This window comes from Bradyrhizobium sp. P5_C11_2 (assembly GCF_054049755.1).
The window spans coordinates 1-14,668 of sequence record NZ_JBFULT010000124.1; the positions used below are offsets into that span (position 1 = coordinate 1).

General features: G+C 66.0%; 18 protein-coding genes. 4 read left to right on the forward strand and 14 right to left on the reverse strand.

Going from position 1 to position 14,668, the window contains the following annotated elements; all coding sequences use genetic code 11:
- On the forward strand, positions 1-986 hold a 986-nt coding region (locus ACXJL8_RS14605; RefSeq protein WP_456685153.1), incomplete at its 5' end, for an aminotransferase class V-fold PLP-dependent enzyme.
- Positions 987-989: 3 nt separating this feature from the next.
- Positions 990-1,772 carry an alpha/beta fold hydrolase gene (locus ACXJL8_RS14610; protein ID WP_456620556.1) on the forward strand — a complete coding sequence of 261 codons (783 nt, stop codon included), beginning with the start codon at positions 990-992 and terminating at the stop codon, positions 1,770-1,772.
- A gap of 174 nt (positions 1,773-1,946) precedes the next feature.
- On the opposite strand, the gene ACXJL8_RS14615 is transcribed toward ACXJL8_RS14610, so the two are convergent.
- Entirely contained in the window at positions 1,947-2,900 is a 954-nt protein-coding gene (locus tag ACXJL8_RS14615; protein WP_456620557.1) for an aliphatic sulfonate ABC transporter substrate-binding protein, read from the reverse strand.
- A gap of 21 nt (positions 2,901-2,921) precedes the next feature.
- Positions 2,922-3,143, reverse strand: coding sequence for a hypothetical protein (locus ACXJL8_RS14620; protein WP_456620558.1), 222 nt, complete (start codon positions 3,141-3,143; stop codon positions 2,922-2,924).
- A 391-nt stretch (positions 3,144-3,534) separates the two neighbouring features.
- Between ACXJL8_RS14620 and ACXJL8_RS14625 the strand changes: the two genes are divergently transcribed.
- Positions 3,535-4,266: an SDR family NAD(P)-dependent oxidoreductase gene (locus tag ACXJL8_RS14625; RefSeq protein WP_456620559.1), complete on the forward strand. Its 732-nt coding sequence runs from the start codon at positions 3,535-3,537 to the stop codon at positions 4,264-4,266.
- Between the two features lie 175 nt (positions 4,267-4,441).
- Here ACXJL8_RS14625 and ACXJL8_RS14630 read toward each other — a convergent pair whose 3' ends face one another.
- Genes ACXJL8_RS14630 through phnG form a run of 9 tightly spaced genes read right to left on the reverse strand, consistent with a single transcriptional unit; the run spans position 4,442 to position 11,370 of the window.
- Complete coding sequence (locus tag ACXJL8_RS14630) at positions 4,442-5,053, reverse strand: pyridoxamine 5'-phosphate oxidase family protein (RefSeq protein ID WP_456620560.1); 612 nt, start codon at positions 5,051-5,053, stop codon at positions 4,442-4,444.
- 27 nt (positions 5,054-5,080) lie between these two features.
- Positions 5,081-5,677: a phosphonate metabolism protein/1,5-bisphosphokinase (PRPP-forming) PhnN gene (gene phnN, locus ACXJL8_RS14635; protein ID WP_456620561.1), complete on the reverse strand. Its 597-nt coding sequence runs from the start codon at positions 5,675-5,677 to the stop codon at positions 5,081-5,083.
- Positions 5,674-6,831: an alpha-D-ribose 1-methylphosphonate 5-triphosphate diphosphatase gene (locus tag ACXJL8_RS14640; protein ID WP_456620562.1), complete on the reverse strand. Its 1,158-nt coding sequence runs from the start codon at positions 6,829-6,831 to the stop codon at positions 5,674-5,676. Before ACXJL8_RS14640 ends, phnN begins: the two co-directional genes overlap by 4 nt.
- Positions 6,832-6,845: 14 nt before the next feature.
- Positions 6,846-7,544, reverse strand: a complete 699-nt coding sequence (gene phnL, locus ACXJL8_RS14645) for a phosphonate C-P lyase system protein PhnL (protein ID WP_456620563.1) — start codon at positions 7,542-7,544, stop codon at positions 6,846-6,848.
- Positions 7,545-7,552: 8 nt separating this feature from the next.
- A complete protein-coding gene (phnK, locus tag ACXJL8_RS14650; RefSeq protein WP_456620564.1) occupies positions 7,553-8,350 on the reverse strand; it encodes a phosphonate C-P lyase system protein PhnK in 798 nt (265 codons plus the stop codon).
- Positions 8,343-9,239 (reverse strand): alpha-D-ribose 1-methylphosphonate 5-phosphate C-P-lyase PhnJ, encoded by an 897-nt coding sequence (locus ACXJL8_RS14655; RefSeq protein WP_456685154.1) that lies wholly within the window; start codon positions 9,237-9,239, stop codon positions 8,343-8,345. Before ACXJL8_RS14655 ends, phnK begins: the two co-directional genes overlap by 8 nt.
- Positions 9,236-10,339, reverse strand: a complete 1,104-nt coding sequence (locus ACXJL8_RS14660; RefSeq protein ID WP_456620566.1) for a carbon-phosphorus lyase complex subunit PhnI — start codon at positions 10,337-10,339, stop codon at positions 9,236-9,238. The genes ACXJL8_RS14655 and ACXJL8_RS14660 overlap by 4 nt, the downstream gene beginning before the upstream one ends.
- Positions 10,340-10,343: 4 nt before the next feature.
- Complete coding sequence (phnH, locus tag ACXJL8_RS14665) at positions 10,344-10,952, reverse strand: phosphonate C-P lyase system protein PhnH (RefSeq protein WP_456620567.1); 609 nt, start codon at positions 10,950-10,952, stop codon at positions 10,344-10,346.
- 4 nt (positions 10,953-10,956) lie between these two features.
- On the reverse strand, positions 10,957-11,370 hold the full coding sequence (phnG, locus tag ACXJL8_RS14670) for a phosphonate C-P lyase system protein PhnG (RefSeq protein WP_456685156.1): 414 nt from the start codon (positions 11,368-11,370) through the stop codon (positions 10,957-10,959).
- Positions 11,371-11,541: 171 nt separating this feature from the next.
- On the opposite strand from phnG, the gene phnF reads away from it, so the two are divergent.
- The gene (gene phnF, locus ACXJL8_RS14675; protein WP_456620568.1) at positions 11,542-12,273 is read left to right on the forward strand and encodes a phosphonate metabolism transcriptional regulator PhnF; all 732 of its coding nucleotides are present in this window, start codon (positions 11,542-11,544) and stop codon (positions 12,271-12,273) included.
- 126 nt (positions 12,274-12,399) lie between these two features.
- On the opposite strand, the gene phnE (ACXJL8_RS14680) is transcribed toward phnF, so the two are convergent.
- From phnE (ACXJL8_RS14680) to ACXJL8_RS14690, 3 genes are all read right to left on the reverse strand, one after another.
- Positions 12,400-13,248: a phosphonate ABC transporter, permease protein PhnE gene (gene phnE, locus ACXJL8_RS14680; protein ID WP_456620569.1), complete on the reverse strand. Its 849-nt coding sequence runs from the start codon at positions 13,246-13,248 to the stop codon at positions 12,400-12,402.
- The gene (gene phnE, locus ACXJL8_RS14685) at positions 13,245-14,129 is read right to left on the reverse strand and encodes a phosphonate ABC transporter, permease protein PhnE (RefSeq protein ID WP_456620570.1); all 885 of its coding nucleotides are present in this window, start codon (positions 14,127-14,129) and stop codon (positions 13,245-13,247) included. The genes phnE (ACXJL8_RS14680) and phnE (ACXJL8_RS14685) overlap by 4 nt, the downstream gene beginning before the upstream one ends.
- Positions 14,130-14,206: 77 nt before the next feature.
- On the reverse strand, positions 14,207-14,668 hold a 462-nt coding region (locus tag ACXJL8_RS14690), incomplete at its 5' end, for a PhnD/SsuA/transferrin family substrate-binding protein (protein ID WP_456685155.1).

The window sequence follows — 14,668 nt, forward strand, 5'->3', positions numbered from 1 at the left end:
ACCACCTCGTGGCGTCGAGCTCGCTCTATGGCGGCACCATCAACCTGCTGGCACACACGCTGCCGCGCTTCGGCATCACCACCACCTTCGTCAAGCCGCGCGACCACGACGCGTTCCGTGCGGCGATCAAGCCAAACACCAAGCTGGTGATCGGCGAAACCATCGGCAATCCCGGGCTGGAGGTACTGGACATTCCGAAGGTCGCTCAGATCGCGCATGACGCAAAAATCCCGCTGCTGATCGACAACACCTTTGCGACGCCCTATCTCAGCCGTCCCATCGAGCTCGGCGCCGACATCGTGATGCATTCGGCGACAAAGTGGATCGGCGGCCACGGCATCGCGATCGGCGGCGCCATCGTCGACGGCGGCCGTTTCGACTGGCGCGGCTCCGGCAAGTTCGGCGTGCTGACCGAGCCCTATGGCGGCTATCACGGCATCGTCTTCGACGAGCAGTTCGGCACGGCGGCCTTCATCATGCGCGCGCGCACCGAGGGCCTGCGCGATTTCGGCGCCTGCCTGTCGCCGACCAACGCGTTCCAGCTGCTTCAGGGCGTCGAGACGCTCGGCGTCCGCATGGACCGGCATATGCAGAACACGCATCTGGTGTTGGAAGCGCTGAAGTCCAACAAGGCGGTGGACTGGGTGCTGCATCCCTCGCTTGAAGACCACACGGACTACCAGCTTGCCAAGCAGCTCTTGCCGCGCGGCGCCGGCTCGATCGTCTCGTTCGGCATCAAGGGCGGGCGGCCCGCCGGGCGCAAGTTCATCGAAGCGCTGCGCATGATCAGCCATCTCGCCAATGTCGGCGACGCCAAGACGCTGGTGATCCACCCGGCTTCGACCACRCATCAGCAGATGGACGCCGCGCAGCTCAAGGCCGCCGGCGTCGGTGAGGAGCTGGTGCGGCTGTCGGTCGGGATCGAAACCGCCTCCGACATCATCGACGATCTCGCCCAGGCGCTGCGCATCTCGCAAAAGGTTTAAGCCATGAAGCTCTCCGTCAACGGCACCGAGGTGTTTGTCGCAACCGGCGGCCGCGAATTCGACAAGTCCCTGCCCGCGGTGGTCTTCATCCATGGCGCCGGCTTCGACCATTCGACCTGGGCGCTGCACACGCGCTGGTTCGCCCATCACGGCTTTGCCGTGCTGGCGCCTGATATGCCCGGCCACGGCCGCTCGGCCGGGCCTTCGCTCGCAAGCATCGCCGAGATGGCGGATTGGACTGCGGCGCTGCTCGATGCGGCAGGAGCTGCGAAAGCGCATCTGATTGGCCACTCCATGGGATCGCTGATCTCGCTGGAGACGGCGGCGCGTCACCCCGAAAAAGTCTCGGCACTGAGCCTGATCGGCACCGCCGCGACCATGACGGTCGGCCCGGATCTGCTGAAGGCCGCCGAAGCCAACTCGCAGGATGCCAACGACATGGTGTCGATCTGGGGCCTCGGCTTCAACGCCGAGCTCGGCGGCAGCCTCGCGCCGGGACTGTGGATGCATGGCGGTGCGCAGGCCGTGCTCAAGAGTTGCGAGCCGGGCGTGCTGTTCAGGGATTTGTCCGCATGCAATGCTTACGCGAATGCGCTCACCGCCGCCGCGAGCGTGAAGGTGCCGACGACGCTCGTCCTCGGCGAACGGGACATGATGACGCCGGCAAAGGCGGGCAAGGCGCTCGCCGCCGCAATCCCGCATGCAAAGACGGTCGTGGTGGCGGGCGCCGGCCACATGATCATGGCGGAGCGCCCGGATGAACTTTTGGCCGCACTAACGGGCTGAAGGCTTGGATAGAGGAGTGCCTGCACGGCGTCATGGCCGGGCATAGCCGTCCGAAGGACGGCGTCGCTCCGCTCGCCTATGTCCCGGCCATCCACGTCTAGCCGCGTGGAAGGAAGAAACGTGGATGCCCGGGACAAGCCCGGGCATGACGACGACAAATTGTTCGTGCTCAGCTCAAGAGCCCGGCGTCCACTTCCAGACGATGTCTGAGACGTTGACCGGCTTCGGAATCAGGCCGAGCTTTGCAAAACGGTCGGCAACCGCCTGYTGGCTCTTGATCACCTCCGCATCGAGCGGCACCACGCGATAGTTGGAGCGGTTGACGAAGCGGCGGATTGCCTCGATGTCGACGCCGGTCGCCTCGGCTTGCGCCTTCGCGACCTCCTCGTGATGTGAATCCGCCCACACGCCTTCCGACGCAAAGGCCGTGTTGAGCTTTGCGACCAGCGCGGGATATTTCTCCACGAAGTCCGTTCCGGCGATATAGAACGCATTCGGCTTGTGCACGTCCTTGTCGAAGGCGATGACGCGCGCGTTCTCCTTCAGTTCGGCGAGCGCCAGATACGGATCCCAGATCGACCAGGCATCAACCGAGCCTTTCACGAAGGCCGCCGTCGCATCGGCCGGCGCGAGCGGTGCCGGCGTGATGTCGGCCCAGGACAGGCCTGCCTTCTCCAGAGCTGCGACCAGAAGATTATGCGCGCTCGATCCCTTGCCGAACGCGATGCGCTTGCCCTTGAGATCGGCCAGCGTCTTGATCGGCGAGTCCTTCGGCACGACGATGGCCTGGGTATTGCCGTCCGACTTCACCGCCGCAACATAGCGGATTCTTGCGCCGCCGGCCTGCGCGAAGATCGGCGGGGAATCGCCGACATAGCCGAAATCGACGCTGCCGACATTGATGGCCTCCAACAACGGCGGGCCGAACTGGAAGTCGACCCACTTGATCTCGATGCCGAGCGGCTTGAAAGCGTCCTCCAGCGTCTGACGCTGGCGCACCGCCGGGAAGAAGCCGCCCTTCTGCGTGCCGATGCGGATTTCCGCCGGCTTGTCCTCGGCGTGCGCGGGTGCAGCCAGGGCTGTCGCAAGCAGGAGCGTCGTTGCGAGAATGTGTCGTCGAGTAATCATATCGCGGTCCTTTCGGTGGGGTCAGTTGGCGAAGAGTTGCAAATTCGTGCGCCGGCTCCGCTCGGAGAACACCGCGCGCGCGGCCCGCTCGGCTTCGCGCGCGGAGCGGAACTGTCGCCCTTCGAGGCTGTCGAACAGCCGCTCGGAGGAGAAGAAGCGGAAGCCGCGCTCATCGCGCGTGATGATGCCGGCGGCGCGGTCGTGGATTTCGATGATGTAGGCGTTTGACTGGGATTGGGACATGACTGCTCGCTCGCCGGATTTCTCGGCGTTCCTGTCTGGGATTTTCGGAGTGAGGTGCTGCTACAGCGCGGTCAGCAACAACAACAGGCGCCGGTGGCCGCCGRGAAACAGCGCCGCGTCATGCATTCATGCATGTCGCCCGGACGACGCTGGTGATCGGTTCTCATATCGCGGCTTCGGCTCGAGGAGCAGTTTCGATGCCTCGAATATCGAGCGAATAACGCGACTGGTCAATGAAATGGCTATCCATATTTGCCGCGAGCGCGCATGGGCGCTTCTTCGGGTGGACGCAGCGGCAAACGAATTCATCTCGCGATGAGTTCAACGCAAGCTCAGGGCTGGCCGTGGTACTGTCCGGTCAACATGGAACAAATGACAGGGAGGCCTGGACATGGCGGATGATCTGAAGGGGCGCACCGCGCTCGTCACCGGCGGCTCGCGCGGGATTGGCGCTGCGGTCTGCCGCGCGCTGGCTGAAGCCGGCGCCGCGGTGGCGATCAACTGCCGCGAGCGGATCGGGCAGGCCGAGCAACTGGCGGACGAGATCGGCAAGCGCGGCGGCCGCGCGATGGCCGTTGCCGCCGACGTGTCGCAGCGCGAGGCCGTGACCGCGATGGTCGAGCGCGTCGCGGCCGGGCTCGGGCCCATCGACATCCTCGTCAACAATGCCGGCATCGCCATCACACGCGGCGTCGACGATCTCACCGAAGACGATTTCGACCGCACCATCCTGGTCAACCTGAAATCCGTCTTCCTGTGCACGCAGGCGGTGCTGCCTGGGATGCGCGCGCGAAAATGGGGCCGCATCGTCAACATCTCCTCCGGTGCCGCGCGCGGCGCCGGCGCGATCGGGCCGCACTACAACGCATCCAAGGCCGGCATGGAGGGCCTCACGCGCGGCTATGCGGCGCGGCTGGTCAAGGACGGCATCACCGTCAACGCGGTGGCGCCGTCGCTGATCGAGACCGACATGATGAGCGGGCAGAAGCAACTCGTCAGCCGCATCCCACTCGGCCGCTTCGGCACCGCGGAGGAAGTGGCGAAGGCCGTGATGCTGCTGGTCGACAATGCCTACATGACCGGACAGGCGATCGCGCTGAGCGGCGGGATGGCGTTTAATTGATGGGACCCTTCGCCTCTCCCCGCGTGCGGGGACAGGCCGGAATGCGCGCGCAGCGCGGATCCGGGTGAGGCGGACTCTCCGCGAGTCCATCTGTCACCGTGTTTGCGGAAGCAGCCCCTCACCCCAACCCTCTCCCCGTAAGAACGGGGAGAGGGAGACGAGAGAGCGGGGACACTCACCACATCGTCGCAGCAGCCCGCTCCGGCCAGATGCGATCATATTCCGCACCACCCACCTTGTTCTCGCTCATCTCGGCGAGGATCTGCCCCGGCGTCGGCAGCGTCTTGGGATCGACCCGCTTGTCGGGATTCCAGAGATCGGAGCGGACGATGGCGCGGGCGCATTGGAAGTAGATCTCATCGACCGTCATCACCATGACGCTGCGCGGCGCCTTGCCTTCGACCTTGAAGGACGCCAGCAGTTCGGGATCGATCGAGAGATGGGCGCGGCCGTTGGCACGGACCGCGTTGCCAGAGCCGGGGATCAGGAACATCAGCGACACCCGCGGATCGCGCACGATGTTGCGCAGGGAATCGACCCGGTTGTTGCCGCGGCGATCCGGCAGCATCAGCGTCTTGGGATCGTGAATGCGGACGAAGCCGGGCAGATCGCCGCGCGGCGAGCAGTCGATGCCCTCCGGCCCTATGGTCGCGAGCGCCGCAAACGGCGCCTTCTCGATGAAGATACGGTAGAGGGGCGTGACGTGGTCGGCGACTTTCACGGTCGAGGCGTCATTGGTGGCGCCGTAGATGGCTTCAAGCTGTTCGACCGTTTCGATCACCGTCATTCCACTCTCTCCTGGTTGCGCCGGCCGTTACTCGTGCCAGCCTTCGTTCCTGATCACGCGCACGAGCTGGCGGCTGTGGTACTCCGCGCTGCCGGCGTTGAGAATGGTGACATCCGCCTGCGATGCTGCGTCATCGACGCTGCGCGACAGGCGCTCCACGATATTACCGTCGCTGTGCCGGGCGCGCGCGGCGAGCCGCTGGGCCAGCACGTCCGGCGGCGCGGTGATCGCGACCACGACGACGTCGGCATAAGCCTGGCGCAGCGCGGCAATCACGGTGCGCGAGACGTTGGCGACGACCGCACGCCCGGCCTGGATGTCGTCGTTGATTTCGAGCGGCAGCGCGTAGGAATGCCCATGCGCCTCCCAGTGCACGGCGAAATCGCCGTGATCGCGTCCGCGGTGGAATTCGGCGGGACTCATTGCAATGTTGTCCTCGTCGGCGGAGGACTCGCGCGTCACGACACGGCGCGGGAAGACGATGTCGTGATCGTCGACGCAAGCCGCCTGCGCGAGCCGCAGCAGCGTATCCTTGCCGGCGCCGCTCGGACCGACCACGAGCACGAGCCGCCCGGGCCCGATCGCGCCCGCCTGCCCGGGCGCCATGGTCGCGGTCTCGCTCATGCGACACGGCCTCCTTCGCGCCAGACGCTGCGAACGACGGGAACGCTGCCCGCGACGTGCACGCGGATCAGATCGGCACGCTTGCCGACCGCGACCTCACCGCGGTCGGAGAGCCCCACCGCGTCGGCCGGGGCCTTGGTCACGGTGCGGACCGCCGAGGGCAGATCGATCGTCGGCACATGCTCGGGCAATTGCAGCGCGCCCATCAGGAGGCTCGACGGGATGTAGTCGGACGACAGGATGTCGAGCAGGCCTTCGCGCGCGAGATCGACCGCGGCGATGTTGCCGGAGTGCGAGCCGCCGCGCACCACGTTCGGCGCACCCATCAGGATATCGATGCCGGCCTGATGCAGGCCGCGCGCAGCCTCGATCGTGGTCGGAAACTCCGCCACCGCGACGCCGTCACGCACGGCGTCCGCAACGTTTTCCTCGGTGGTGTCGTCATGGCTCGCGAGCGGGATCTTGTACCCATGCGCGAGCGCGACGATCTCGCGCATGTTGGTCGCGGCATAGGCCTTCTGGTATTCGAAACGCCGTGCGAACAGCTCGTCGAGCTCGGCGTCGGTCTTGCCACCATTCTTGCCGCGGTAATAGTCGCGCAGCTTGCCCTCGTCGCGGAACTGGCGCTGACCGGGCGTGTGGTCCATCAGCGACATCAGCCGCACGTCGGGACGGCCGACCAGCTCCCTGGCCTCCTCGACCACGCTCGGCATCGGGATTTCGCAGCGCAGGTGCAGAAAGTGATCGGCGCGCAGCAGATCGGCGTCCCGCGCGGTCGTGATCGCGGCGGCCAACGTGCCGGCGCGGCCGTCGACTTCCTCGGCGCCGTCCTCGCGCCAGACCCGGAGCGAGTCGAACACCGTGGTGATGCCCGAGGTCGCGAGCTGGCCGTCGTAGGACACGACGGCGGCGACCGGGTTCCAGAAAACTTTCGGCCGCGGCACGTAATGCGCTTCGAGATGATCGGTATGGAGTTCGATCAGGCCAGGCATGATCAGATCGCCGCCGGCATCCTCGGCGCCCGCGGGGGCTTTGCCCTCGCCGATCTCGGCAATGCGTCCATCCGCAAGCGCGAGCCAGCCCTGCTCGATCACCCGGTCGGCCAGAACGATCCTGGCGTTGGCGATCACAATGTCCTTCGGCTTGGCGTACATGTCCTTGTCTTCCTTCAGGCCGCGGCGGCAAAGCTGGCGACGTCGACGATGCGGTCGGCGATCAGATGGCGGATCTCGTCGTCATGGACGATCGCGACCATGGCGACGCCCTGGCGTTTCTTCTCGCCGATCAGCTCGACCACCACAGCGCGATTGGCGGCGTCGAGCGAAGCGGTCGGCTCGTCGAGCAGCAGGATCGGCAGGTCCGGGATGAAGCCGCGCGCGATGTTGACGCGCTGCTGCTCGCCGCCGGAAAAGGTCGCAGGCGGAAGCTGCCACAGCCGCTCGGGGATGTTGAGGCGATGCAGCAGGCCGCCCGCGCGCGCCTGCGCGTCGGCCCGGCTCATGCCGCCGGCGATCAGGGGCTCGGCCACGACGTCGATGGTCGCAACCCGCGGCACCGCGCGCAGAAACTGGCTGACATAGCCGATGGTCGCGCGGCGGACATTGAGCACCTGCCGCGGCTCGGCGGTGGCAAGATCGATCAGCGCGCCGCGATGGCGGATGCCGATGCGGCCGGAGTCGCAGCGATAGTTGCCGAAGATCATCTTCAGGATCGACGACTTGCCGGCGCCGGACGGACCGGACAGCACGACGCATTCGCCCGGGTCGACGTGGAAGGTCACGCCGCTGACGACAGGCAGCTCGATGCCGCCTTGCAGGTGCATCGTAAAGGTCTTTTTCGCGTCGGCGATTTCGATCATGGCGGTCATCGGAAAACTCATGGCGGCAAAATCGAGGAAACGAGGAGCTGGGTGTAGGGCTCGCGGGGATCGTCGAGCACCTGGTCGGTGAGCCCGGTCTCGATGACGCGGCCGCCCTTCATCACCATCACGCGATGCGACAGCAGCCGCGCGACCGCGAGATCATGCGTAACGATGACCACGGCGAGATGCAATTCGGAAACGAGGTTGCGCAAGAGATCGAGCAGGCGCGCCTGCACGGAGACGTCGAGACCGCCGGTCGGCTCGTCCATGAACACCAGCCGCGGTTCGGTGACGAGGTTGCGCGCGATCTGGAGGCGCTGGCGCATGCCGCCGGAATAGGTGCGCGGCGCATCGTCGATCCGCGCGACGTCGATCTCGACACGGGTGAGCCAGTCGGACGCGGTGTCGCGAATGCGGCCGTAGTGGTTCCAGCCCACCGCCATCAGCCGCTCGCCGACATTGGCGCCGGCCGAGACCGCCATGCGCAGGCCCTGCGCAGGATCCTGGTGCACAAAGCCCCAATCGGTGCGGAACAGGAAGCGCCGCTCGGCCTCGCCAAGCGTGGCGAGATCGCGGGTGACGCCGTCGCGCATCCGATACGACACATGCCCGCCGCTGGCCGCGAGCTGGCCCGACAGCAGCTGGAGCAGCGTCGACTTGCCCGAACCGGATTCGCCGACAATCGCCAGCACCTCGCCGGGAAAAAGCGAGAACGACACGTCGCGGCACGCCGCGATGCGGCCATAGGATTTGCTGAGGAATTTTGCGACCAGCAGCGGCTCATCGGTCTCGAGCATGTCTCGATCAGCCATTTGACTTCTCCTGCGCCTTCTCCTTGTACGGCGCAGCACTCAGGCTGCCATGATGACCGGCGGCCTGACGTCCCTCGCAATAGTCGGTGTCCGAGCAGACGAACATGCGACTGCCCTTGTCGTCGGTGACGATCTCGTCGAGATAGGAATTCTCGGTGCCGCACAGCGCGCACGGCGCGTTGAAGCGATAGGGCTCGAACGGATGATCCTCGAAATCGAGCGACACCACCTGCGTGTAGGGCGGGATCGCATAGATGCGCTTCTCGCGGCCGGCGCCGAACAGCTGCAGCGCCGGGCAATTGTCCATCTTGGGATTGTCGAATTTCGGCGTCGGCGACGGATCCATCACATAGCGCGCGTTGACCTTCACCGGATAGGCGTAGGCCGTCGCGATATGGCCGAAGCGGGCGMTGTCCTCGTAGAGCTTGACATGCATCAGGCCGTATTCGGCGAGCGCGTGCATGCGCCGCGTCTCGGTCTCGCGCGGCTCGAGGAAACGCAGCGGCTCCGGGATCGGCACCTGGTAGACCAGCACCTGGTTGTCGCTCAGCGCCGTCTCCGGGATGCGGTGACGGGTCTGGATCACGGTTGCCTGTTCCGTCGCCGTCGTCGTGGCGACGCCGGCGGTCTTGGCGAAGAATTTCCGGATCGAGATCGCGTTGGTGGTGTCGTCGGACCCCTGGTCGATCACCTTCAGCACGTCCTCAGGCCCCAGGATCGCGGCGGTGACCTGCACGCCGCCGGTGCCCCAGCCATAGGGCATCGGCATTTCGCGGCTGGCGAACGGCACCTGATAGCCGGGAATCGCGATCGCCTTGAGGATCGCGCGGCGGATCATCCGCTTGGTCTGTTCGTCGAGATAGGCGAAGTTGTAGGCGGGCGCGTTCATTCCGCGGCCTCCTTCATGGCATCGGGCGCATTGGCCTCGGCAAACTCCTGACGCAGCTTGCGCAACAGGCCGAGCTCGGACTGGAAGTCGACATAATGCGGCAGCTTCAGATGCTCGACGAAGCCGGTCGCCTGCACATTGTCGGAATGCGACATCACGAATTCCTCGTCCTGCGCCGGCGCGACGGCCTCCTCGCCCAATTCGCGGGCGCGCAGCGCACGGTCCACCAGCGCCATCGACATGGTCTTGCGCTCGCTCTGGCCGAAGGCAAGGCCATAGCCCCGGGTGAAGCACGGCGCTTCCGTCGCAGACCCCTTGAACTGGTTGACCATCTGGCACTCGGTGAGCTCGATCGCGCCGAGCGGCACGGCGAAGCCTGCGTCCTCCGCAAAGAATTCGACCTCGACCTCGCCGAAGCGAATCTCGCCGGCGAAAGGGTGGTTGCGGCCGTAGCCGCGCTGGGTGGAGTAGCCCATCGCCAGCAAGAACCCTTCGTCACCGCGCGCGAGATTCTGCAGGCGCAGGTCGCGGTCGGCCGGGAAATTCAGCGGCTCGCGGGTGAGATCGCCGACGCTGGCGCCGTCCTCGGCTTGCGGCGAGGATTCGATCAGTCCGTCACGCCCCAGAATGTCGGTCACGCGCGGCGTCGGCGCTGTCGAAGCCTCTGCCGTAGCCGGCTGCTCGGGCACAAAGCCTTCGGCGAGCGTCGGATCTAGCAGGCGATGGGTATAGTCGAAGGTCGGCCCGAGGATCTGGCCGCCGGGAATGTCCTTGAAGGTCGAGGACACCCGCCGCCGCACCCGCATCGCGCCGGTGTCGACCGGCTCGCTCGCGCCGAAGCGCGGCAGCGTGGCGCGGAAGGCGCGAACCAGGAAGATCGCCTCGATCAGGTCGCCGCGCGCCTGCTTGATCGCGAGCGCCGCGAGCTCGCGATCATAGAGCGAGCCCTCGCTCATGACACGATCGACCGCGAGGCCAAGCTGCTCCGAAATCTGGTCGAGCGAGACTTCCGGAACGCTTTGATCGCCGCGCCGCGCATGCGCCAGCAGGCGATGAGCGTTCTCGATGGCGCGTTCGCCGCCTTTGACTGCGACATACATGTGGCTAGCTTCCCTTGCTCACGACGCGCGTGGTGCGGGGGATCGCGACCACGGCGTCATCCGCGACCAGCACCAGATCGATGCCGCGCGGAAACAGCGCCTCGTTGATGCGCAGACGCTCGAACAGGTCGAAAGGCTTGATCGAGGCCTGGAGCGTCGCGACGCCGTCGATGCCGGGGCCGCGCAGCTCGAAGCTGCGGCCTGCGTCCAGGCTCTCGACCTGAATGATCACCGTGGTCGAACGGTCCGGATATTCGCTAGTGCCGAGCGCGAAGCGCTCGAACGCCGGCAGCGCGGCGCCGTCGCTGATCAGCGCGAAGCTCGCGATCGAGGAGTCCTGGATGACCGGCGCGCCGGTGTGGAATTTCAGCCACTTCACCACGTCGGTGTTTTCCGACATCCGCGCGTCGAGCCAGAGCGGCGTATCGTGATCGAACAGCGTCAGCGCGATCGCGGCCGTGCCGCGCATCATCGTATCAGGGGTTCCCGCCATCGGGACGATGCGCTGGACCGAGCCCGGCCGCGCCATCGCGTCCATGACCGAGCGAAAGGTCGATTGCGCCGACAGCACCTTGTCGACGAATCCGGGCGGCAGTTCCGCAATCGTGGTCATGGCCTCAACCCTCAYCGCGCACCATGGTGTAGAAATCAACCTTCGTCGCGGCGGTCTCGGCCGCCGCCTGGTTCCGGCGCAGCATAAGCTGCTCGCGCAACGGCGCGATAACGTCGCGCTCCACCAGCCCGCCGAAATCCCGCGACTGCGCCAGCGCGTCGCACAGCGCGATCAGCCGCGCCTTCTCGCCGTCGCGCCCGAGCGTGTAGCCGAAGCCGACCTCGCCGCTCGCAAGCCGCACGGCGGCGCGCGACACCGTCGCCTCGCCCAGATTGAACGGCGCGCCGTCGCCGCCGACCCTGCCGCGCAGCATGACGAGGCCGTTTTCCGGCGCGCGCAGATCCTGATGGCCGGGCAGAGCGAGAGTGCGGAGGCGAGCGGCGATCTCGCCCGCCTCCGCATGCGCCAGCACGGCCATCGCGGCCTTGCGCTGCGCTTGCTGGTTGTTGTTCTGGGTCACCGCTTTCACCGAACTTTTCTACAGAACTTGCCGAATTCAAGTTGTCTATGATAATAGACAACTTGATACGGAAGCGCCATGACTGTTTCGTGACAAACGTGTGATTTCTGGGCTAGGCTGACCAGCGATATGAGCATGCAGGACACCGCCTCTTCAGGCGTCGCGCTGTGGCGCCTGGTCGCCGACGGCATCGAGCGCGGCATCGCCGACGGCCGCTTTGCCGCCGGCGACAAGCTGCCTGGCGAGGTGGAGATCGCGGAAACCTATCGCGTGAACCGCCACACCGTGCGGCGCGCACTCGCTGCCCTTGCGGAGCGCGGCCTGGTGCGGGCCGAGCGCGGCAGCGGAACCTATGTCGAGGCACAGCGCCTCGCCTATCCGCTGCGCTCGCGCACGCGTTTCTCCGAGATCGTCGGCGCCGGCGGCCGCGAACCGCGCGGCCAGTTGATCGAGGCCTCCGACGACGTCGCGACCCGCGAGCTGGCGCGAGAGCTCGGCCTGAAGATCGGTGCACCGCTGGTGCGGATCGAGGCAATCCGTCTCGCCGACCGCACCCCGATCTGTGTCTCCACCACCTGGCTGTCAGCGGAACTGTTTCCAAGCGCAGGAACTGTATTCGCCGCGACGCGCTCGATGACGAAGATGCTGGAGCATTATGGCATCCGCGACTACCGCCGCGGCGCAACCCGGATCACCGCCGGCATCGTCGATGCGACCGACGCCGCGCGGCTCGATCTGCCGCTGGGACGGCCGATCCTGGTGGTCGACGCGACCGATCTCGACCTGGACGGCAAGCCGCTGGTGACCAAGCACTCGCGCTTCGCCGCGGAGCGCGTGGAGTTTCTGGTGGAGAACGGCTGAGCGAGCGACCACGCAGGGCTCGTAGGGTGGGCAAAGGCGCACTTGCGCCGTGCCCACCATCTCGCCGCGATATCTAAACAGCAGTGGTGGGCACGCTTCGCTTTGCCCACCCTACGAGATCGGTGATCAGGCGACAGCCCGCCGGCCAATGATCGCAAACCGCAGCTTGCCCGAGATGAAATCGATCGCGGCGACCGCGACCAGGATCATCAGGATCAGGAACGACACCTTTTGCCATTCCAGCACGCGGATCTGCTCGGCGAGCTGGAGGCCGATGCCGCCGGCGCCGACGATGCCGATGATGGTGGCCGAGCGGGTGTTCGATTCAATGAAGTAGAGCACCTGGCCGGCGATGACGGGCAGTACCTGCGGCAACAGGCCGAAGCGGATCTCGTGCAGCGGGCTGCCGCCGGAGGCGCGGATGCCCTCGACCTGCTTCTGGTCGGCGCCTTCGATCGCCTCCGAGAACAGTTTTCCGAAGGCGCCGAAATCCGATACCGCAATCGCAAGCACGCCGGCGAAGGGGCCGAGCCCCACGACGTTGATCCAGACGAGCGCCCAGATCAGCGTATCGACGCCACGGATCGAATCCAGGAACCGCCGCACGGGAAAACGCAGGATCGGCGAGGGTATGATGTTGCGCGCGGCAAACAGGCTGACCGGAAGCGCGAACAGAGCGGCGAGCGTGGTGCCGAGCAGCGCGATCGACAGCGTCTCGCCGAGCGCCTTCAGATAGATCGGCAGCGACGAGCCGGGATCCGGCGGGATCATCATCAGGCTGATCCAGCCGAGCTGGCTGAGGCCGGCAAAGAAGCGCGACGGCGAGAAGTCGAGGTCGACCAGGCCATACACCAGGATCGCGAACGCCGCGACGATCATCGCCGGCGTCGCGAGCCGCGCCGAGGCCGGCCGCTCGAACACATCGGGATAGCGCGCGCGAAGCTGCGCGGTATCGAGTTCCTGCGGCTTCGTCACGTCCGCGCCTCCTTGCCGAACAGGCGGCCACGCAGCCAGCCGGTGCTGATGTCGATGACGAAGACGGTGATGATGATGGTGAGCAGGATCGCGCTGACGTCGGAGTAATAGAACTTGCGGATGGCGACGACGAGCTCCTGGCCGATGCCGCCGGCACCGACGAAACCCATCACCGAGGCCTCGCGGACGTTGATCTCGAAGCGCAGCAGCGCGTAGCTGGCGTAGCCCGCCGTCACCTGCGGCACGACCGCGAAACGCATGCAGGACAGCCAGCTCGCCCCGGTCGAGCGGATGCCCTCGACCGGCTTCATGTCGGCATTCTCGACGATCTCCGAGAACAGCTTTCCGAGCGCGCCGGTGGAGTGGATGGCGATCGCGAGCACACCGGCCATCGGCCCGAGCCCGAAGGCGATGACGAAGATCAGCGCAAAGACGATGCCGGGGACGGTGCGGGCGAACTCGAGCAGGCGGCGCACCACGAAGCGCAGCCAGGACGACGGCGAGGTATTCTCGGCCGCGAAAAAATTCAGGGCGAAGGCGAAGGTCGCGCCGATCAGCGTGCCGACATAGGAGATCAGCAGCGTCTCGCCCAGCATCTTCAGCCATTTGCGCCAGCCCCACAGCCACTCGCCGACATCGGTCCAGACCCGCTGGCCGCTGTCGAGCGTGAAGATGCGGTCGAAATAGCTGAGGAAATTGCCGAAATGGTTGAAGAGCGTGCGCAGATTCACTTCCGCGCCGACTGCGGCGAGAAGCAGCGCGGCGGCGAACACCACAGCTCCGAGCAGAAGACGGAGCCGCCTGCGCGCGACCGCCTGGCCATAGGCGGCGTTCAGCGCAGCCAGCTGCTGCTCGGGGAGAATCGAAACCGCGACGGTCATGGGGTCAAGGCAGGTGGTCGATCAAAAGAGAAAGAGCCGGGTCCAGGGACCCGGCTCGAGTAGCTCGTCCCAAAAGCTCAGGACGCCTTCTTCTTGCGCAATGCATCGACGAACTTGATCAGCTCGATCGTGCCATCCCAGTCCTTGGTGGTGGCGTGATTAAAACCCTTCTTCTGGCCGTCCTGGAGGCGATCGAACGCCGCCTTGTCCTTCGCCGGCGCGTCGAAGAAGGCCTTGGCGATGGCCGCCTTGGCGTCATCCGGCAGGTCGGAGTTGTAGGCATAGGGGCCGTTGATGATCGGCGCCGACTTGTGGATGATGCGGAAGTCGTCCTTCTTCATCGCCGAGCCGTCGGCATTCTTCAGCATGCCCTTGGTCAGCATCTGCGCCAGCGTCGAATCGTCGTCGGTGGTCCACTGGTTGGCGGCGACGTCGACCGTGCCCTGCGCCAGCGCCAGCATCGCGTTCTCGTGACTGCCGGTGAAGACGACCTTGCTGAAATAGGTGTCGGCATCCGGGATGCCCATCTTGTCGAGCTC